At 35.0% G+C, this 18,462-nt stretch carries 18 protein-coding genes and 2 riboswitches; of the genes, 13 read left to right on the top strand and 5 right to left on the bottom strand.

Features of this window, described 5'->3' with window-relative positions; translation table 11 throughout:
• The first annotated feature begins 32 nt into the window (after window positions 1-32).
• From BUB32_RS05395 to BUB32_RS05355, 9 genes are all read left to right on the top strand, one after another.
• A complete protein-coding gene (locus tag BUB32_RS05395) occupies window positions 33-308 on the top strand; it encodes a CopG family ribbon-helix-helix protein (protein WP_003867471.1) in 276 nt (91 codons plus the stop codon).
• A gap of 2 nt (window positions 309-310) precedes the next feature.
• Window positions 311-661: a type II toxin-antitoxin system PemK/MazF family toxin gene (locus tag BUB32_RS05390; protein WP_072968129.1), complete on the top strand. Its 351-nt coding sequence runs from the start codon at window positions 311-313 to the stop codon at window positions 659-661.
• 99 nt (window positions 662-760) lie between these two features.
• Window positions 761-1,213, top strand: a complete 453-nt coding sequence (locus BUB32_RS05385; protein ID WP_072968127.1) for a hypothetical protein — start codon at window positions 761-763, stop codon at window positions 1,211-1,213.
• A gap of 113 nt (window positions 1,214-1,326) precedes the next feature.
• The gene (locus tag BUB32_RS05380) at window positions 1,327-3,339 is read left to right on the top strand and encodes a DUF5693 family protein (RefSeq protein WP_072968125.1); all 2,013 of its coding nucleotides are present in this window, start codon (window positions 1,327-1,329) and stop codon (window positions 3,337-3,339) included.
• Between the two features lies 1 nt (window position 3,340).
• The gene (csaB, locus tag BUB32_RS05375) at window positions 3,341-4,432 is read left to right on the top strand and encodes a polysaccharide pyruvyl transferase CsaB (protein WP_072968123.1); all 1,092 of its coding nucleotides are present in this window, start codon (window positions 3,341-3,343) and stop codon (window positions 4,430-4,432) included.
• A 2-nt stretch (window positions 4,433-4,434) separates the two neighbouring features.
• Window positions 4,435-5,172 carry a WecB/TagA/CpsF family glycosyltransferase gene (locus BUB32_RS05370; RefSeq protein ID WP_072968121.1) on the top strand — a complete coding sequence of 246 codons (738 nt, stop codon included), beginning with the start codon at window positions 4,435-4,437 and terminating at the stop codon, window positions 5,170-5,172.
• Window positions 5,173-5,183: 11 nt separating this feature from the next.
• Window positions 5,184-6,029: a YitT family protein gene (locus BUB32_RS05365; RefSeq protein ID WP_042833779.1), complete on the top strand. Its 846-nt coding sequence runs from the start codon at window positions 5,184-5,186 to the stop codon at window positions 6,027-6,029.
• Between the two features lie 15 nt (window positions 6,030-6,044).
• On the top strand, window positions 6,045-6,866 hold the full coding sequence (locus BUB32_RS05360; protein WP_072968119.1) for a transketolase: 822 nt from the start codon (window positions 6,045-6,047) through the stop codon (window positions 6,864-6,866).
• On the top strand, window positions 6,867-7,787 hold the full coding sequence (locus BUB32_RS05355) for a transketolase family protein (RefSeq protein WP_072968117.1): 921 nt from the start codon (window positions 6,867-6,869) through the stop codon (window positions 7,785-7,787). It abuts the gene before it with no gap.
• 317 nt (window positions 7,788-8,104) lie between these two features.
• Here the strand turns inward: BUB32_RS05355 and BUB32_RS05350 are convergent, their stop codons facing one another.
• The 5 genes from BUB32_RS05350 to thiC all read right to left on the bottom strand — a co-directional run bounded on the left by BUB32_RS05350 (window position 8,105) and on the right by thiC (window position 12,990).
• A complete protein-coding gene (locus tag BUB32_RS05350) occupies window positions 8,105-8,620 on the bottom strand; it encodes a ferredoxin domain-containing protein (protein ID WP_072968115.1) in 516 nt (171 codons plus the stop codon).
• A 184-nt stretch (window positions 8,621-8,804) separates the two neighbouring features.
• Window positions 8,805-10,169 carry a Na+/H+ antiporter NhaC family protein gene (locus tag BUB32_RS05345; RefSeq protein WP_072968113.1) on the bottom strand — a complete coding sequence of 455 codons (1,365 nt, stop codon included), beginning with the start codon at window positions 10,167-10,169 and terminating at the stop codon, window positions 8,805-8,807.
• A gap of 30 nt (window positions 10,170-10,199) precedes the next feature.
• Window positions 10,200-11,339, bottom strand: a complete 1,140-nt coding sequence (locus BUB32_RS05340; RefSeq protein ID WP_072968111.1) for a universal stress protein — start codon at window positions 11,337-11,339, stop codon at window positions 10,200-10,202.
• Window positions 11,340-11,456: 117 nt separating this feature from the next.
• Window positions 11,457-11,615 carry a rubredoxin gene (rd, locus tag BUB32_RS05335; RefSeq protein ID WP_042833773.1) on the bottom strand — a complete coding sequence of 53 codons (159 nt, stop codon included), beginning with the start codon at window positions 11,613-11,615 and terminating at the stop codon, window positions 11,457-11,459.
• 76 nt (window positions 11,616-11,691) lie between these two features.
• Window positions 11,692-12,990 (bottom strand): phosphomethylpyrimidine synthase ThiC, encoded by a 1,299-nt coding sequence (gene thiC, locus BUB32_RS05330; protein ID WP_072968109.1) that lies wholly within the window; start codon window positions 12,988-12,990, stop codon window positions 11,692-11,694.
• A 45-nt stretch (window positions 12,991-13,035) separates the two neighbouring features.
• A riboswitch (TPP riboswitch) is annotated at window positions 13,036-13,143 on the bottom strand.
• A 188-nt stretch (window positions 13,144-13,331) separates the two neighbouring features.
• Window positions 13,332-13,442, top strand: a riboswitch (SAM riboswitch).
• Between the two features lie 67 nt (window positions 13,443-13,509).
• On the opposite strand from thiC, the gene BUB32_RS05325 reads away from it, so the two are divergent.
• From BUB32_RS05325 to BUB32_RS05310, 4 genes are all read left to right on the top strand, one after another.
• Window positions 13,510-14,793, top strand: coding sequence for a homoserine dehydrogenase (locus BUB32_RS05325; protein ID WP_072968107.1), 1,284 nt, complete (start codon window positions 13,510-13,512; stop codon window positions 14,791-14,793).
• 26 nt (window positions 14,794-14,819) lie between these two features.
• Entirely contained in the window at window positions 14,820-16,103 is a 1,284-nt protein-coding gene (locus BUB32_RS05320) for a homocysteine synthase (protein WP_072968105.1), read from the top strand.
• Window positions 16,104-16,123: 20 nt separating this feature from the next.
• Complete coding sequence (gene metX, locus BUB32_RS05315; RefSeq protein WP_072968104.1) at window positions 16,124-17,224, top strand: homoserine O-acetyltransferase MetX; 1,101 nt, start codon at window positions 16,124-16,126, stop codon at window positions 17,222-17,224.
• 98 nt (window positions 17,225-17,322) lie between these two features.
• Complete coding sequence (locus BUB32_RS05310; RefSeq protein WP_072968101.1) at window positions 17,323-18,459, top strand: Gfo/Idh/MocA family protein; 1,137 nt, start codon at window positions 17,323-17,325, stop codon at window positions 18,457-18,459.
• Window positions 18,460-18,462: the final 3 nt, after the last annotated feature.

Raw genomic sequence — 18,462 nt, 5'->3', positions numbered from 1 at the left:
AAATTATATAAGTGCGTAAGGAGGTCCTAAAAGTGGGCGAAACAAAGCGAATACTTGTAAGCTTGCCGCAAAGTTTATTAGAAGAAGTTGATGTCCTTGCCGCTATGGAAAACAGGAATCGCAGTGAATTTATAAGAGAAGCGATGAAATTATATATACGCGAGAAGAAAAAAATTCAAATACGTGAGAGCATGAAAAAGGGATATCTTGAGATGGCAGCAATTAACAGTGAACTTGCGGAAATGGGCCTAACCGCAGAAAACGAATGTTTTACAGGATATGAAATGAAATTGAAAAAGTGTGATTGACTATGGTGATAAAGAGGGGAGACATTTTTTATGCCGATTTAAGCCCTGTAATAGGCTCTGAACAGGGCGGAATTCGGCCTGTACTTATAGTTCAAAATGATATTGGTAATAAATATAGTCCAACAGTAATAGTAGCGGCAATTACATCTCAGATCAACAAAGCCAAATTGCCCACTCATGTTGAAATAAATGGGGCAGAATATGGCCTTAACAAAGATTCTGTAGTATTGTTAGAACAAATCAGGACTATTGACAAAAAACGTTTAAGAGAAAAAATTGGCCATTTTGATCAGGAAATGATGGAGAAAGTCAATGAAGCTTTGCAAATAAGTTTAGGGCTGATTGATTTTTAAGGACTTATCTTTTAGGATAAGTTCTTATTTTTTTGTTGAAACAGCATTTGTTTTTTTATAAAATAGAAATGGAAGAGGGAATTATAGGAGGAAGAACAAATGAAAAAAGTTTATGCGCTTATATTGGCGTTTGTTGTGATTTTAGTGGCTTTGAGTGTAGGGTATGCTGATCAAAATCCTGAACCAGGAAGTCAGCAAGACCCTCTTGTCAGTAAAAGCTATGTTGATTCGCAGTATAATCAGGTAAAAGCTTATGTTGATGATAAGCTAAAAGAGGTAAATGCAGGAGCAAGCTATGAAGTAATTGAATTAAATGCTGGCGAAGTTTTAACTATGGAGGGTGGCACACAAGCGATAGTCAGAATTGCAAATTCAGCAGTAATTGTTACAAAAACTGATGGAGTAGCGGACCTTACTGCAGGTACAAATTTAAAAAATAATGATATTATACCTGCTAATCACCTTTTGCTTTTCCCACGCTGTGATGGCAGAGGTATAAAAGCGACAAAACACACATACATAGCTGTGATGGGTAAATATACAAAAAATTAACAGCGCTTTGCGCTGTTTTTTCATGCTCTAAAGAAATTTTTGTGATATAATATGAGTAGTTACCCTTTTAAATATCGATATGTTACAAAAGCAAATATAAAGGAGAGATTAATTTGAAGCTAAAGAAAATACTTGTAATATTTATTGCTATTTCTTTAGTAGTATCTATTTTCGTAGACATAAACAGAATAAGAGTAGAAAACAACTATGATACAGTAGAAATTGTAGGAGATTTAAAAAGCTTCAAATACCTTGCTTCTGCAACAGGCAGAGACTTGACTTCTGTGCTTTCTGATATGAAATCAGCTGGTCTTATAGGTGTTGCTGTAAATGAGGTTACTCTTGAAAGCCTTCAACAGTCTGGTAAAATTTCTTTGAGCCTTTTAAAAGACGTAGGAAATCTTTATTTGTTGTCTTCAAACTTAGGGAATGTAGCATTGGAAGACTACTTAAAGAGTCTTACAGATAAGGAAAGGGAGCAGTATGGAAACTACATAGTTGTTACAACAAAAGATGTAAAGATATTCAATTTTCTTAAAGAGGCTTTAACGAGAAGAATACCTGAAGACGAATTAAAAGTGCTTGAAAAGAGAGGTAGCTATGCCTTTGTTATCAATAAACCCAAAGATGTTTTTATAACAAAGGGGTTGGGATTTGATGAAAGCGATTTAGAAATGGTAAAGTCTTTAGGCTTTGATGTGATACCGCGAATTGAGAATTTTACTGGGATAAAGGATAAAGATATAAAAGACTATGTTGATATATTGAAGAAATTTGATGTAAAAACTGTAATTTTTAATGGTACTGATGTCTTAGGAAATCCAGAAAAAATATCTTATGCTGCTTCTTTATTTAAGAAAAATGGCATAAACGTAGGAATTATAGATGTGCCTATGGGGAAAAAACTTCAAGATGGAATGAATAAATTTGCTAAGTTCGATGATTATAGGGGGATAAAAGTCTTTGGAGTTTCAGAAGCAGAAACTCAAAAATACGATACTTCTGAAATAGTAAATAAATGGTACAGAGGAATAATAGAGCGAAATGTGAGAATTATTTATATGAGAGCAAAAATAGATAATTCCAAAAGTGCTGCTTACAACATACAACAAAATCAATCTATGATTGAAGATATGACAAAATACATAAAAAAAGCTGGATTAAATGTTGGTGTTGCTAAGCCTCTTTTGGAGCTTCATCAGTCAACGCTTACGGAAATACTCATAAGTTTAGGAGTTATTGCTGGTGGCTTGTTGCTTTTACAGATGTTAGGAATTGGAGAATATGTGTTAATTTTATTAGGATTATTAGGCGCTATACTGACTTTTTTAGTGTTGGCAAGTAGATTTAACGATTTAGGGGTCAAAGTAGTAGCATTAGCTTCTTCTATAATTTTTCCTTCTCTTGGCATAGGATATTTTATAGACAAAACGAGAGAAATATTGCACAAAAGGGAAAATCTCAGTTTTACATATACCTCTTTAAAAATATTTATCAATTCATTATTGATTGCTTTTGTGGGAGCTCTTAGTATAGCAGCTATAATGGCTGATAGTAAATATATGTTAAAAATTGACTACTTTAGGGGTGTAAAATTTTCTTTTGTACTACCTTTAGTGTTTTATGTTTTGTACTATATTATAAAGATATACAATGCTAATGACTGGAAGACGTTTATAGGGAGAGTAAAGGAATTTTTAAACATAGACATAAAAGTATGGCATTTGGTGGCTATTGTTATAGCAGGGATTATTGGAATTATATACATTTCAAGGACGGGAAATGAACCTATTGTTAAGCCGACAGAATTAGAGCTTAAATTTAGAGATTTTCTTGAGCATACTCTTGTAGCAAGACCTCGGACGAAGGAGTTTTTAATAGGAGACCCTGCTATTATATTGGGAATTTATGCTGCTTTTAAACGCTCAAAAGCGTGGACATTTATTATGGGGATATTTGCTTCGATAGGCATATTGTCGATTGTCAATACATTTAGTCATATTGAAAGTGTGCTTACGATTGCGATAGAGCGTACAGTTATTGCATGGATATTGGGAGCTTTAATTGGTATGGTTGTTGTATTTATAGTGGACAAGGTCTTAAAAAATATAAAAAGGGAGTATTGATATGAAAACAGTCATATCCGGCTATTACGGATTTGATAATATTGGGGATGAAGCTGTTCTAAAATGTCTGGTAGAAGGTTTAAAAGAAAGAGGATTAACTGATATAACAGTTCTTTCTAATAAACCTGATGAAACTAACAAAAAGTACCAGGTAAAAGCAGTAAATAGAAACTCTTTTAAAAAAATATACAAAGCGCTAAAGCAGGCAGATGCATTGTTAAGTGGCGGTGGTAGTCTTATACAAGATAAGACCAGTAGTAAGAGTTTGTGGTATTATCTCGGAATAATGCTTATAGGGAAATTTCTTAGAAAAAAAGTATATGTTATAGGACAAGGCATTGGTCCAGTTGATAAAAAATTTAACAGATGGCTTACTGCAAAAATTTTAAATAAAATTGATGGGATAGCTGTAAGAGATGAATTATCAAAAGAATATTTGAAACAGCTAAATGTCAGAAAACATATAGTGGTAGCAGCAGATCTTGTGCTAAACTTTCCTTGTAGTGATGACAAAAAAGTTTTTGATAAAGTCCGCGAAAAAGAAGGAATTGATTTAAATTCCTCAGAATATGTTTTGATTTGTACAAGAGAATGGGAAAATTCTGAATTATCAAGGGTTGAGTTGGCAAGGGCTGCAGATTTAATTGCCCAGGATTATGGATATAAGATTGTTTTTCTTCCTTTTTATCACGAAGATATAGAAGAGAGCGATAGGGTTGCTACTTATATGAAAACGCCTTATGAAATTTTAACTGGGGAATACGAGATAGAAGAGATTTTGAATATTATTAAAGGTAGTAGCTTATTGATAGGTGTAAGACTGCATTCTTTAATCTTTGCGTTTATATCCTTAGTTCCATTTGTTGGTATATCTTATGACCCTAAGGTGGAGGGTTTTCTAAAATCTGTTGGTGAAAGCAGTGCAGGAGATATTAATTCTTTTACTGCCGAAAATATTCTAAAAAAAGTAAATTCAATTTTACAGCAAAAAGAAGAGTATATAAATAATATGTCTAAGCGTTTAGATGAACTAAAAGAAAGAGCAAAAAAGAATTTTGACATATTATTCGAACATAATAAATTTGAGGTGTGAAGATGGAAAGATTGGATATATTTGGGGTACCAATAGATCGAGTGACGATGAAACAAGCTGTAGAGATTTTAAAAAATTTTTTGCAAGAAGACAGACTGCACATTGTTGCAACACCTAATGCGGAAATTGTAATGATGGCACAGAAAGATAAAGAATATATGGAAATATTAAATAATACTGATTTAAATGTCCCAGATGGAAGTGGTATTGTTTTTGCTTCAAAAGTTTTTAAAAATCCGCTGTCTGAGAGAGTAGCAGGTTTTGACCTTATGATGGAATTTATAAAGGATATATCTTCTAGAAATATAAAAATTTATCTATTAGGATCAGCTCCTCAAATTGCAGAACAAGCTCGTGTCAATTTAGAAAAATTATATCCGAGTGTGAAAATAGTAGGAACTCATCATGGCTATTTTACTGATGAGGAAGAAAATAAAATCATAGAAGAGATAAATAATAAGGGTGCAGAAGTTCTTTTTGTGGCTTTAGGTGCTCCTAAACAAGAGAAATGGATATATAAAAACAGAAACAAATTAAAAGTAAAGATAGCAATGGGGGTAGGAGGAAGTTTTGATGTAATAGCTGGAAAGGCTAAAAGGGCTCCTTATTTATATAGAAAATTAGGCTTAGAGTGGCTATACAGGTTAATTAAAGAACCTTGGAGATATAAAAGGATGATGGCACTTCCTAAATTTGCTCTGAAAGTTTTGTTACACAAAGGGAAAGTTGACATGCGATAAGGGGATGTATTATGAAAGTTTCACTTAAGAAAATAATAATAGACTTTTTCTGGGTTACGATAGGCACATTACTTGTTAGTTTGTCCCTTGACCTATTCTTGGCACCTAACAAAATTGCTCCTGGTGGAGTAAGTGGACTTGCAGTTGTTCTACAACATTTGTTTGGATGGCCAATTGGAGCAGTTACATTGGCAATAAATATTCCGCTTTTTATCATTTCGACTAAAGCTTTAGGAACAGGTTTTGGAGCTAAAACACTTTATTCAACTATTTTATTAGGTGTTTCTATTGATGCATTGGCTTTTTTAAAACCACTTACCCATGATACTATGTTAGCAGCAGTATATGGTGGTATAATAATGGGTGTAGGGTTAGGCATTGTGATAAAATATGGAGCAACAACTGGTGGAACAGACATGGCTGCTATGACCTTGCATAAATACATACACTTTTTAAGTGTGGGTAGAATATTGCTTATAATAGACTTTGTAATAATAACTTTAGCAGGCATAGTTTTTAGTCCGGAACTTGCCCTTTACGCATTAGCTACTGAATTTATTTCCATCAAAGTTATTGACCTCATGCAAGAAGGTAGTGGCGATGAGAGAATTGCTATAATTATTTCTGATAAGTATGAGGAAATTAGTAAGTCAATATTGGAGGAGATGGAAAGGGGGGTAACAGAACTAAAAGGAAGAGGGGGTTATTCAAAAAAGGACAAAAATGTTTTATTGTGTGTTGTAACTCGTAGAGAAGTTACAACTTTAAGAAGCCTTGTGAAAAGAATAGACCCCAACGCTTTCGTGATATTATCAACAGCCCATGAAGTTTTAGGAGAAGGATTTAAAAACATGTAAAATGGAGGTATTAGTATGAACAAAGAATTTTTAAAACAAAAGGCAAAAGAAGTGAGAATAGACATCATAAACATGTTAGCAGAAGCAGGATCTGGCCATCCTGGGGGGTCATTATCCTGTACAGATATTTTAACGCTACTCTATTTTGACAAAATGAATGTAAAGCCTGACAATCCCAAATGGGAAGATAGGGATAGACTCGTTTTATCAAAAGGTCATGCAGCTCCTGCCTTGTATGCTGTATTAGCTGAAAAAGGGTTTTTCCCAAAAGAAGAGTTAAAAACTTTAAGAAAGCTTGGCTCAATACTTCAAGGGCATCCCGATATGAAATCCACACCGGGACTTGATATGACCACAGGGTCATTAGGGCAAGGGCTCTCTGCTGCGAATGGTATGGCATTAGCAGGGAAGCTAGATAAAAAGGATTATAGAGTTTATGTAATATTAGGAGATGGAGAATTGCAGGAAGGGCAAATATGGGAAGCAGCTATGACAGCAGCCCATTACAAATTGGACAACTTAACAGCAATACTTGACTTTAACGGCTTACAAATAGATGGTCCAAACAGAGAAGTAAAAAACATAGAACCAGTAAATGAAAAATTTAAAGCTTTTGGATGGCACGTAATAGAAATAGACGGCCACGACTTTGACCAAATAGACAGGGCCATAGAAGAAGCAAAAGCTACAAAAGGAAGACCTACATTGATAATAGCTCATACAATAAAAGGGAAAGGCGTATCCTTCATGGAAAATCAAGTAGGATGGCATGGCAGTGCGCCTAACGAAGAACAAAGACAAAAAGCTATACAAGAACTTGAAGGGAGTGAAGTATAAATGGCTACAGCGACAAGAGAAGCCTATGGGAAAGCCTTAGTAGAATTAGGCGCAAAAAACAAAAATATAGTAGTATTAGACGCAGACTTATCAAAATCTACAAAAACAGCAGATTTTCAAAAAGTATATCCAGATAGATTCTTTAACATGGGAATATCAGAGCAAGACATGATGGTAACAGCAGCAGGACTTGCTACCTGTGGGAAAATTCCTTTTGCCAGTACCTTTGCCATATTTGCAACAGGAAGAGCATACGAACAAGTAAGAAACTCCATAGGTTATCCGCACTTAAACGTAAAAATAGCAGCTACCCATGCTGGCATAACAGTAGGAGAAGACGGAGCGACCCACCAATCAATAGAGGATATATCCCTTATGAGAGGAATACCTGGGATGGTGGTAATAAACCCGGCGGATGCAGAAGAGACGAGACAGGCCATATTTGCGGCGGCAGATCACTATGGGCCAGTATACATAAGGCTAGGGAGGATGGCAGTACCAGATATACACGATCAAAACTACAAATTTGAATTAGGGAAAGGTGAAGTAATAAGAGAAGGAAAAGACGTAGCGATAATAGCGACAGGGATAATGGTAGCCATAGCGATTGAAGCAGCAGATAAACTAAAGGAAGAGGGAATAGATGCGACAGTGGTGAACATCCACACCATAAAGCCGATAGACAAAGATTTAATAGTAGAAGTAGCTAAAAAGACGGGCAAAGTTATAACAGCAGAAGAGCACAGCATAATAGGCGGGCTTGGTTCGGCAGTAGCAGAGGTTCTTTCAGAGGAATATCCAGTGAAAATAAAGAGAATTGGGATAAGAGATGAATTTGGACAATCCGGTTCACCTAAAGAGCTTTTAAGACATTATGGTTTGACAGCGGAGGACATTGTAAAAACGGCTAAGTCATTTTAAAAAACGCCAGGTTAGTTCTGACGTTTCAGACTGATGACAAACTTTCGCAAAGTAGATATTTTACATAAGTTGCGACTTGTGACAAAGTGCTAACAAAGCTTAGCAAGACTGAGGATGGAGGAGGGGCCGAAGCCAAGGAGGGCGGAGGCGGGCACTTGAGACAGGACGTCGAATGTGCCCGGTACCACGCCGTAATCCGAAAGTCGTGCTTTAGCTTTGTCGCTTTGGAACTTCGGAGCAACGATGTAAAATATATACTTTAAATAATTTTTGGTTCTTTGTCGACAAACTGAAACGCCAGGTTAGTCCTGGCATTTTTATCTGTCAAAATATATGTTTTTACCTGTCGCAGAAAGAGGAATGCCTATAACAATTTCTCCTTCAATTAATTTTAGCCTTCTTGCACTTACACCTATTCTATACATAACTCGGTTATCCACATTCAAAAGACTGGCGGTTTTAACTGCAGATCCCACTGCTATTCCTAAATCGATGAGTCTCCATGCACATATAGGACCTGCGAATTCTGTACCTTCTCTAAAATCCCTTAGACTAGTGCAAAGATTATAACCGCAGGCGCCACAATTTAGTCCAACTTTTTCTGGTTTACTTAATGAAATTAAAAGTACTGCACTGGAGTTAGCGACGTTTTTAGCATCCCTGTCAAAATTTTTCTTTCCGGATTCTTCACCATATTTTATCATATCCTCTTTTAACCTTATGAGGTCTTCACCTGTAATTACTTTTGTTTCTATAAAGTCTTTTCCAGTTGCTTTAGGTGCTGTTCTCGCTGATAATGCCATCAAATGAGCAGCTAATTCAATTACATCCATAATGTCTCCCTCCGAGTTTTTAAGATGAATGCGCTATCTATTATAATATTGATATATTTTTTTACTTTTTGCAATAAGAATTGATAAAGTTTTGTCATATTGCTTCTTTTAACATAAAAAGCAGGATTTTATTCTTTTTTTTACAAATAGAATCGGAATGAAAAAGTCTTAGCTTTAACACTCTTCAAAATTCTTCTGTTGTAGCATTGCTATATTGCTTATTACTTTCTATAAACACGGTAAGTATTGATAATATAGGGAATAATAGATTTAAATAAGCATAGGGAAGGTAATCAATTACTTTTACTCCTAAAACTGCAGAAGGAAGCATTGCTGCTAAGTTCCAAGGTATTATTCCGGCAAGTATCATGCCTGAATCTGCTATTGCTCTTACCATCATATCATTTTTTACGTTAAGACTTTTAAAGACCTCCAGCATTATGCGGGAAGGTAAAATTACAGAAAGAGCTTGATTACAAGTTATTACTGCCATTAAAGTGCTTAATAACATTGTGACCAAATAGGCAATTTTAGGGTTTTTAATTTTTTGGGCTTTTCTAAAAACTGCTTTTATAATTCCTGTTCCTTCTAATATTCCAGAAAGAGCGGTAGCAAAGGTTACTACTCCTATCATTGGGAAGATGGAAATCATACCTCCTCCTGAAAAGATAGATTTAAATTCTGGAATATTAGAGATATTTCCCAACATAATGACTTTTAAAGAATCTGTAGGGTTATAACCATTTAGTAAAGAGACAAAGTAGGAGAGAAGGACAGCAATTGAAAGATTTATCTTTGTAGAAATCCTGAAAAAAGCCAAAGTTATAATCATTATAGGAGCTAAAAACAAGAAAAAGTTTATTTTATAATTTTTCAAAATTATAGCTGCAAGATTGTCAAAAGTGTAAGGCGAAGAAATATTAATGTGAAGACTTAAAAGATAGTATAATAAACCAGTTAATACAAAAGTAGGAATCGCAGTTTTAAAAAGAGATTTAAGTACATTGTATTGTCCAATTTCTGCCATATCTGACAGAAGAATAACATTTCCTGCAAGGGGAGAAGTCCTATCTCCTATAAAAGAACCGGATATTACTGCACCAGCAACTATTGGAAGAGAATAGCCAAAGCCATGGGCTAGTCCCATTATTACTATTCCAATAGTACTAGCGGTTCCTACGGCTGTACCTAAAATCATTGAGATAATAGAGGTTGTGATAAAAGACACCAACAAAAAAGCTTGTGGTTTTAAAAAGTGGGAGGCGTAGTAAATAAGAGCAGGAAGGGTTCCATTTTGTTTCCACAAGGCAACGAGGGCTCCTATCAAAAGGAGTATAATCATCACATTTATACCTTTTTTAATTCCTTTAATTGACATATTGATAAGTTCTTGAGGCGAAAAACCGTTTATCAAAACAATAGCAAAGGTTATTATATAGCTTATAAAAAGCGGTATATAGGGAGGTTGGTTAAACACTAATACCATTGTCATAGTTATGGCTAAAATTAACAAAAAAGTTATGAGTGAGATTCTAAATTTGTTTTCCATTTTTCACTGCTCCTTTTAGTAATGAAGAAGTTATTTATAAGGTATTACGTGAATTTCTATATTTTTTGCTTTTTTAATTAACTTTATAACAGTAGAACCTCTAAAAAAGGTTTGTAGTCTTGACCTTTGAGAATGCCCTATTATTATTTGTGTAATGTGCATTTGCTTTGCAAATTTTAAAAGTTCATCAGACACGCTTTTTCCTGTCAATGTGTAGACTTCTGCCCCTAATTGTTTTGCTAACATAAAATGGCTTTCTAAAACTTCTTTATCTTTTTCAGTAAGTTTAGGTGCAAGAAAATGTGTACAGTTTACATATACTACTACCCAATCACATTTGAATCTTCTTGCTCTCCTTGCACCCCTTCTTATAAGCTTTTTAGATAGTGGGTTTGGTGTTATGCACACCATTATTTTTTCATTTGTTTCCCATGTATCAGTTATTCCATGCTCTTTCATATATTCTTCTAATTCTATATCTACTTCTTCGGCGGTAAGTCTTAGCATTAACTCTCTTAAAGCATTTAAATTTCCTTTTCTAAAAAAGTTAGATAGACACTCATTGACCTTGCTTACTGGATAAATATCTCCTCTTTTTAATCGATTAAGCAAAGCATCAGGAGTCAAATCTACAGCAACAATTTCATCTGCGTTATCGACTATGCTGTCAGGGATTGTTTCTCTTACAGCAACACCTGTGATTTGTTGAATAACGTCATTTAAACTTTCTAAATGTTGGATGTTAAGTGTTGTAATTACATTTATTCCATGACTTAAAATTTCTTCTACATCTTCATATCTTTTTTTGTGTTTAGAGCCAGGTGCATTTGTATGCGCTAATTCATCTATCAAAACTACTTCTGGTTTACGAGCAATTATGGCGTCGGTATCCATTTCTTCTAATATCATGCCGTGGTATTCAATTTTTTTTCGAGGGATTATTTCTAAATTTCCTATTTGGGCTTCTGTCTCTTTTCTTCCATGAGTTTCCACATAACCTATTACTACATCTTGACCTCTTTTAAGACGCCTGTTGCCTTCATTGAGCATTGCATAAGTTTTTCCAACACCAGGAGCATATCCTAAGAATATTTTTAATTTTCCTCGCTGTTGTTTTTTTATAATTTCTAAAGCTTCTTCAGGAGTTAACCTCCTAAAACCTTCACTCATTAAATTTACACGCCCTCCACAGTTTAATTATATCTTTGTTTGAGTATAGTGATTTCATACAACTATAATAATATGAATCTTATTAAAAATCAATAAAAAAAGAGAGCAATCGCTCTCTCATATTTTTTCAAACATATCTTTTCCTACCCCGCAGTCAGGACAAACCCAATCGTCAGGCAATTCTTCAAAAGGAGTTCCTGGTTCAATTCCTTGTGATGGGTCTCCTTCTTCTGGATCATAGATGTACCCACATACTGTGCATTGCCACTTTTCCATAAAAAATACCCCCTTGATATTTTCCTTTATTATAGCAGAAATTAGTAAAGAAAATCAAGGGGAAGGCAAAAGGATATTAACAGGTCGTAGCTGAAGTTCCAAGGTACTCACTGACAATTTTCATAGCGCAGAATTTTCCGCACATACTGCAAGTTTTGGCTGTAGATATGTTTTTATTGACGCGATATTTAAAAGCTTTATCAGGGTCTATAGAAAGCTTTATTTGCTCATTCCAGTTTAAGGCTTTTCTGGCTTTAGCCATAGTTAAATCTTTTTCTTTAGCACCTTTTACGCCTTTTGCGATATCTGCGGCATGGGCAGCTATTTTTGCTGCAATAACGCCTTCTTTGACATCTTCTTTGTCTGGAAGTCCGAGATGTTCAGCGGGTGTAACATAGCAAAGGAAATCAGCACCAGAAGCTGCTGCAATTGCTCCTCCGATTGCAGAAGTTATGTGGTCATAACCAGGAGCTATATCAGTCACAATAGGACCAAGCACATAAAAAGGAGCGTTGTGACAAAGTTGTTTTTGAAGTTTTACATTTGCTTCAATTTGGTCAATTGGCACATGCCCAGGTCCTTCTACCATAACTTGAACTCCTGCCTCTCGAGATTTCTTTACCAATTCGCCAAGGATTATAAGTTCTTGAATTTGTGCTGCGTCTGTAGCATCTTCAAGACAACCTGGACGCAGTCCATCTCCTAAGCTTAGAGTTATGTCATATTTTTTAGCAATATCAAGGAGTCTATCAAAATGTTTATACAAAGGATTTTCTTTGTTGTTATGGAGCATCCAAGCAATTGTAAAGGAGCCACCGCGGCTTACTATATCCATCACTCGGCCGTTGTCTTTAAGCTTTTTCAATGATTCAAATGTTAGACCACAGTGGACTGTAATAAAATCAACCCCGTCTTTTGCTTGTTCTTCTATAACTTCAAAAATGAATTCTTCAGGCATAGCTACAATGCTACCGTATTTGGATATAGATTCTACAGCTGCTTGATACATGGGGACAGTTCCTACAGGGACAGGGGAATTTTCAAGTATTTTTCTACGAGATTGGTTAATGTCACCTCCTGTGCTTAAATCCATTACCGCATCTGCTCCAGCTTTTACAGCAACATTTAATTTTTCAATTTCTTTGTCAATTTCAGTGTATGCATCAGAGGTTCCTATATTGGCATTTATTTTTGTCGATAAACCCCTTCCTATCCCTTTGGGAATGAGGTTTTTGTGGTTAATGTTTGATGGTATTACTATTTCTCCTTTTTTAACTCCTTCTAAAATAAATTCTTCGTCTACTCCTTCATACTCTGCGACTGTTTTCATCTCTTTTGTGACAATGCCTGAAAGGGCGTATTCCAATTGTGTCATAATAAAAACCTCCTTAAAAAATAAATAAACCATGGGGATTATAGCCATGGTGGATGACCACATCCCTACGCAGGTACTAACCTAACAGGTTCAATGGGTTAAAAGGCAACACCTTTTTCTCAGCCGCTTATGCCGGCACCCCATGTGGCAAATATTAAATTTTTATAATCGATAGGGTATAAATATTCTAGAATATTATTATACCACTAAAAAAAATCGGCGTATATTAAAATTTAGAAAAAATTTAAGAAAGAGTACAAAAAAAGTTCTTGACTTTACAGTTTCAAAGTGATAACATAGATTACAACATGTAAAATTGAATATAAATATTACACACAAACCTCTTATCAAGAGTGGTGGAGGGACTGGCCCGATGAAACCCGGCAACCGGCATTTATATGCGTCTGGTGCCAAATCCTGCAGGTTAGGGTGTCTAACCTGAGAGATGAGAGGAGTGGCGGATTATTAGGCCCTCTTCTCATTGAGAAGAGGGCCTAAAAATTTATTTGGAGGTGTGACATGAAAATAAAAATCGGATTATTAGGACTTGGTACAGTAGGAACAGGAGTATATAAATTGATAACTTCAAGAGGAGGTCATATAAGGGAGAGCACAGGGGTTTATCCTGAGATAAAGAAGATACTGGTGAAAAATCTCAATAAGCCAAGGAAAGTGAAAGTAGAGGGACTACTTACCCAAAATGCTGAAGAAATTTTGAAAGATAAAGAGATAAAAATAATCATTGAAGCAATAGGAGGCATTTCTCCAGCTTACGAATATGTGAAGGAGGCTTTGGCTTCAGGGAAGCATGTAATCACTGCAAATAAAGAATTGATAGCTAAGCATGGAGAAGAATTAAATGAAATAGCAGAAAAGAATAGAGTATTTCTAAAATGTGAGGCAAGTGTAGGTGGGGCTATACCTATACTGCATCAAATTGATAGATTAAAAATTACAGATGAAATAGATTTTGTAGGCGGTATAATAAATGGCACTACTAATTATATTCTCACTAAAATGACTACTGAAGGCAGAAGTTATAAAGAAGCACTTAAAGAAGCCCAGCAATTAGGATATGCAGAAGCAAATCCCGATTATGACGTAAAAGGCTTTGATGCCCTTTATAAACTTGCTATATTAATGAGGAAAGTGTTCAATATAAACGTGCCAGTAAATTCTATAACCAGAAAAGGAATAGACGAAATCACGACTCAAGATTTAAATTACATCAATAAGTGGGGATATAAAATAAAATTATTTGCCTGGGGCAAAAAAGTCAAAGATGGCATCTTTGCAGGAGTGGAACCAGTTTTAGTCGAAGAAAATAATATTTTGTCAAGGATAAACGACGTAAATAATGCTATCATACTTAGAGGGGATAGTTTTGGTGAATATGTTTTTGTAGGAAAAGGTGCTGGAGAACTTCCTACAGGGGATGCTGTAGTGGCAGATTTAATTGATATATTGTTAAACTATGATATCAAAGATAATAAGAGGATAGACTTTCTTCCAATTCGTCAGGGAAGTTTTACAGATACTTTTTATATAAGGCTTGAAACTCATAAAGAAAATATTTTAAGTTTGAAAAAAGTTTTAAAGTTTTTAAAAGAACAAAAAGTATCAATTGTGGAATCTTCCTATGAAAACGGCACATTTACAGCTATTGTTAAAATGAAGAAAAGTGTTGAGACATTTACAGAAAAATTAGAAAAAATAACCGAGATAAAAACTATTTTTAAAGTTTTGCAAGAGGATATAACAGAAGAAGTAAGTAAATTTGAGGATTTTGTAGAAGTGATTTAAAAAATTTTGTGAAAGGAGTTATAAGTATGTCTAAAAAATATGGTTTTTCAACTTTGGCAATTCATGAAGGATGGGAGTCTGACCCAACTACGGGAGCTGTAGCTCTTCCTATATATCAAACTTCTTCCTTTGCTTTTAAAAGTACTAAGCACGCTGCAGACCTCTTTGCCTTAAAAGAAGAAGGGTATATATATACTCGAATGATGAACCCCACAGTTGACGTTTTTGAAAAGAGAATAGCTGCATTAGAAGGTGGGGTAGGTGCCCTTGCTGTATCTTCAGGTCAAGCAGCTATAACGCTGGCAGTTACTAATATCGCAGGAGTAGGAGACGAGATTGTATCTTCTACCAATCTTTATGGAGGGACTTATAACCTTTTTGCGACTACTTTGAAAAAGTTTGGTATAAATTTTAAGTTTGTGGACCCCAGCAATCCTGAAAACTTTAAAAGTCAAATAATAGATAAGACAAAAGCTTTGTACGTTGAGACTATTGGCAATCCAAAAATTGACGTGGCTGACATTGAAAAAATAGCAGAAATTGCCCACACTGCAGGAATTCCTCTCATTGTAGATAATACTTTTGCAACTCCTTACCTTGCACGGCCTATCGAGTTTGGGGCTGATATAGTGGTACATTCGGCGACTAAATTTATAGGTGGTCATGGGACTTCTATAGGTGGAGTTATAGTAGATTCTGGAAAATTTAATTGGGACAATGGAAAGTTTCCAGAACTTACAGAACCAGATCCAAGTTATCATGGTATAAGGTATGTAAAAGATGTAGGTGAAGCAGCTTATATTGTAAAAGCGAGGGTGCAGCTTTTAAGGGATTTGGGTACTGCTTTGAGTCCATTTAATGCATTTTTATTCGCACAAGGATTAGAGACTTTATCTCTTAGGATGGAAAGGCACAGTCAAAATGCTTTAAAAGTTGCAGAGTTTTTAGCTTCTCATCCCTACGTTTCGTGGGTAAATTATCCAGGACTTAAATCAAGTCCCTATTATGCTTTGGCACAAAAGTATTTGACAAGAGGGCAAGGAGGAGTTTTGACTTTTGGCATAAAAGGTGGATTAAAAGCAGGCATTAAATTTATAGAGAGTTTAAAATTATTTACTCATCTTGCTAATATAGGGGATGCAAAGTCTTTGGTTATACATCCAGCCAGCACGACCCATCAGCAGTTATCAAAAGAAGAACAGTTAGCTTCTGGTGTTACGGAGGATATGATAAGACTTTCTGTAGGGCTTGAGGATATAGAAGATATATTAGAAGACCTTGATAATGCCCTTTATGCATCGCAAAAATAGATAAGGAAAGGTTGATGTAAATGATAGTTGAGGAAAAAAAGGTTACACTAAAAGGGAAAAATATATTCACTACAGAAAGTGGATATAGCTTTGATGAACTTACTATTGTTTATGAAACTTATGGGAAATTAAATAAAGAAAAAAATAATGTGATACTTGTGGAACACGCTTTAAGTGGCAGTGCCCATGCAGCAGGTGTACATCCTGGGAAAAAAAATATTGGCTGGTGGGACCCTTTAATTGGTCCGGGCAAGTATATTGATACAGATAAGTATTTTGTCATATGCTCTAACTTTCTTGGCAGTTGTTATGGAACGACAGGACCTTCTTCTATAGACCCTAAAACAGGGAAACCTTACGGTTTAAGGTTTCCAAAAATTAATATAAGAGACATGGTGAGAGTGCAGAAACTTCTTCTAGATTATCTTGGCATAGACCGAATAAAAGTCGGTATTGGAGGGTCTATGGGAGGAATGCAGGCTTTAGAGTGGGCAGTGACATACCCGGATTTAGTGGATAAATCTATTGTCATAGCTGCTGATTATAAGCTTACTCCTCTTAATATTGCGTATAATCATGTAGGAATACAATGCATACTAAATGACCCACATTTTTACGGTGGTGATTACTACGATAAGCCCCATAAACCTGATAAAGGATTGAGCACTGCCAGAATGCTAGGAATGATAACCTACAAAAGTGGTGATTTATTTGACTATAGATTTGATAGGTTAAGAGATGAAAACAATTTTGAAGTGGAAAATTACCTCAACTATCATGGTTTGTCTTTTATAAACAGGTTTGATGCAAATTCATATTTATATATTTTATGGGCTATGAATGAACATGACATTACGAAGCCTTATGGTTCTTTGAAGATGGCACTTAAAAGGATTAAAGCGGAAATACTCATGATAGGGATAGATACAGATATGATTTTTCCTTCTAAGTACATGAGGGATTTCATTAAAAAACTTAATGCTTCAGGAGGACGTGGCAAATTTGAAGAAATATCTTCAATGCAAGGTCATGACTCTTTTTTGGTGGATATAGATAAGATTGGACCTATTATTTCGGATTTTATAGAAGAAACATACAATAAAGAAATGGTTTGTGTATAATTGTAAAAGAACAGTCCCTTTTAAAAGGGGGTTGTTCTTTTTTATGCTTTATTAATGTTATAATTAATATATCGGAATTTTAAAAAGAGGTGATTTTGATGTCAAAAAAAGAAATAAAGCTTGGTTTTGTAGGGCTTGGCTTTATTGGGACAATCCATTCTATAGCTTGTTTTTCAATGCCTTTAATATTTAAAAATCTTCCTTTTGAAGTGAGACTTGGACCTGTGTACAAAAATAACATAGAAGATATACCACACTTTTTTGAAAAAGGTGTAAAAAGTATTGAAGAAATGCTGGAAAAGGGCGACCTTGATGCTGTTGACATATGTACCCCTAATTACCTTCATTATGAACAGGCGATGAAAGTGATAGAAAAAGGTATTCCATTATATCTTGAGAAGCCAATAGGAGTTAACGGCAAAGAAGCCTATGAAATAATGGAAAAGGCAAAAGAAAAAAGGATAATACATCAAACAGCTTTAATGTATAGGTTTATGCCTGCTGTGAACCAGGCAAAAGACATGATAAAAAATGGAGAGATAGGTGAAATTTTAAATTTTAAGGCGTTGATGCTTCATTCGGGCTATATGGACCCTAAAAGGCCTATGTCATGGAAAATGAAAAAAGCTACTTCTGGTGGTGGAGCAATAGTTGACATGGGGATACACCTTGTGGATGCAGTGAGATTTATGATGGGAGAAATAAAGTCTTTAAGAGTAAATTCTAAGACATATTTTATAAAAAGGCCTGTATCCCAAAATTCTGAAATTTATGAGGAAGTAGATGTAGATGACTGGACAAATGTAGAAGTGGAAATGGAAAATGGAGGATGGGGAAGCATCGAAGCCTCAAGGATATCTCCTGACCTTGAGGAGGAGACTCGATTTGAAATATACGGTACAAAGGGCTCAATAAAAATATCTACAAAACATCCTCGTTATGCTGTATTATATAAAAAGCAAGAGAATGTCCAAATAATTGGCGATTACGATAAAAAAAGCAAATTTAGCGAGTATGTGGAGTCAATATATCCTACAGAAAAGTATTCTCTTGGATGGATGGTAGATTTACACATGGCAAGCCTTATAAATTTTTTTACAAATATAGTAAAGGATAAAATTGTATTTAGTGAGACACCCACTTTTGAGGAAGCCTACAAAGACCAGGTTATTTTGGATAAAATATTATTATCAGCTGAAAATAATGGGAAAGTTATTAGTAATCTAAAAGATTAGTTG

Origin of the sequence: Thermoanaerobacter uzonensis DSM 18761 (genome assembly GCF_900129115.1) — a bacterium.
Classification (GTDB): Bacteria; Bacillota; Thermoanaerobacteria; order Thermoanaerobacterales; family Thermoanaerobacteraceae; genus Thermoanaerobacter; species Thermoanaerobacter uzonensis.
This window is presented reverse-complemented; position numbering and strand designations above follow the sequence as displayed.

Bases quoted from the DNA above. Each gene is read 5' to 3' on its own strand.
- BUB32_RS05390 (WP_072968129.1), top strand. From the start codon at position 311: ATGGTGATAAAGAGGGGAGACATTTTTTATGCCGATTTAAGCCCTGTA.
- BUB32_RS05385 (WP_072968127.1), top strand. From the start codon at position 761: ATGAAAAAAGTTTATGCGCTTATATTGGCGTTTGTTGTGATTTTAGTG.
- csaB (WP_072968123.1), top strand. From the start codon at position 3,341: ATGAAAACAGTCATATCCGGCTATTACGGATTTGATAATATTGGGGAT.
- BUB32_RS05370 (WP_072968121.1), top strand. From the start codon at position 4,435: ATGGAAAGATTGGATATATTTGGGGTACCAATAGATCGAGTGACGATG.
- BUB32_RS05365 (WP_042833779.1), top strand. From the start codon at position 5,184: ATGAAAGTTTCACTTAAGAAAATAATAATAGACTTTTTCTGGGTTACG.
- BUB32_RS05360 (WP_072968119.1), top strand. From the start codon at position 6,045: ATGAACAAAGAATTTTTAAAACAAAAGGCAAAAGAAGTGAGAATAGAC.
- BUB32_RS05355 (WP_072968117.1), top strand. From the start codon at position 6,867: ATGGCTACAGCGACAAGAGAAGCCTATGGGAAAGCCTTAGTAGAATTA.
- BUB32_RS05350 (WP_072968115.1), bottom strand. From the start codon at position 8,620: ATGGATGTAATTGAATTAGCTGCTCATTTGATGGCATTATCAGCGAGA.
- BUB32_RS05345 (WP_072968113.1), bottom strand. From the start codon at position 10,169: ATGGAAAACAAATTTAGAATCTCACTCATAACTTTTTTGTTAATTTTA.
- BUB32_RS05340 (WP_072968111.1), bottom strand. From the start codon at position 11,339: ATGAGTGAAGGTTTTAGGAGGTTAACTCCTGAAGAAGCTTTAGAAATT.
- rd (WP_042833773.1), bottom strand. From the start codon at position 11,615: ATGGAAAAGTGGCAATGCACAGTATGTGGGTACATCTATGATCCAGAA.
- thiC (WP_072968109.1), bottom strand. From the start codon at position 12,990: ATGACACAATTGGAATACGCCCTTTCAGGCATTGTCACAAAAGAGATG.
- BUB32_RS05325 (WP_072968107.1), top strand. From the start codon at position 13,510: ATGAAAATAAAAATCGGATTATTAGGACTTGGTACAGTAGGAACAGGA.
- BUB32_RS05320 (WP_072968105.1), top strand. From the start codon at position 14,820: ATGTCTAAAAAATATGGTTTTTCAACTTTGGCAATTCATGAAGGATGG.
- metX (WP_072968104.1), top strand. From the start codon at position 16,124: ATGATAGTTGAGGAAAAAAAGGTTACACTAAAAGGGAAAAATATATTC.
- BUB32_RS05310 (WP_072968101.1), top strand. From the start codon at position 17,323: ATGTCAAAAAAAGAAATAAAGCTTGGTTTTGTAGGGCTTGGCTTTATT.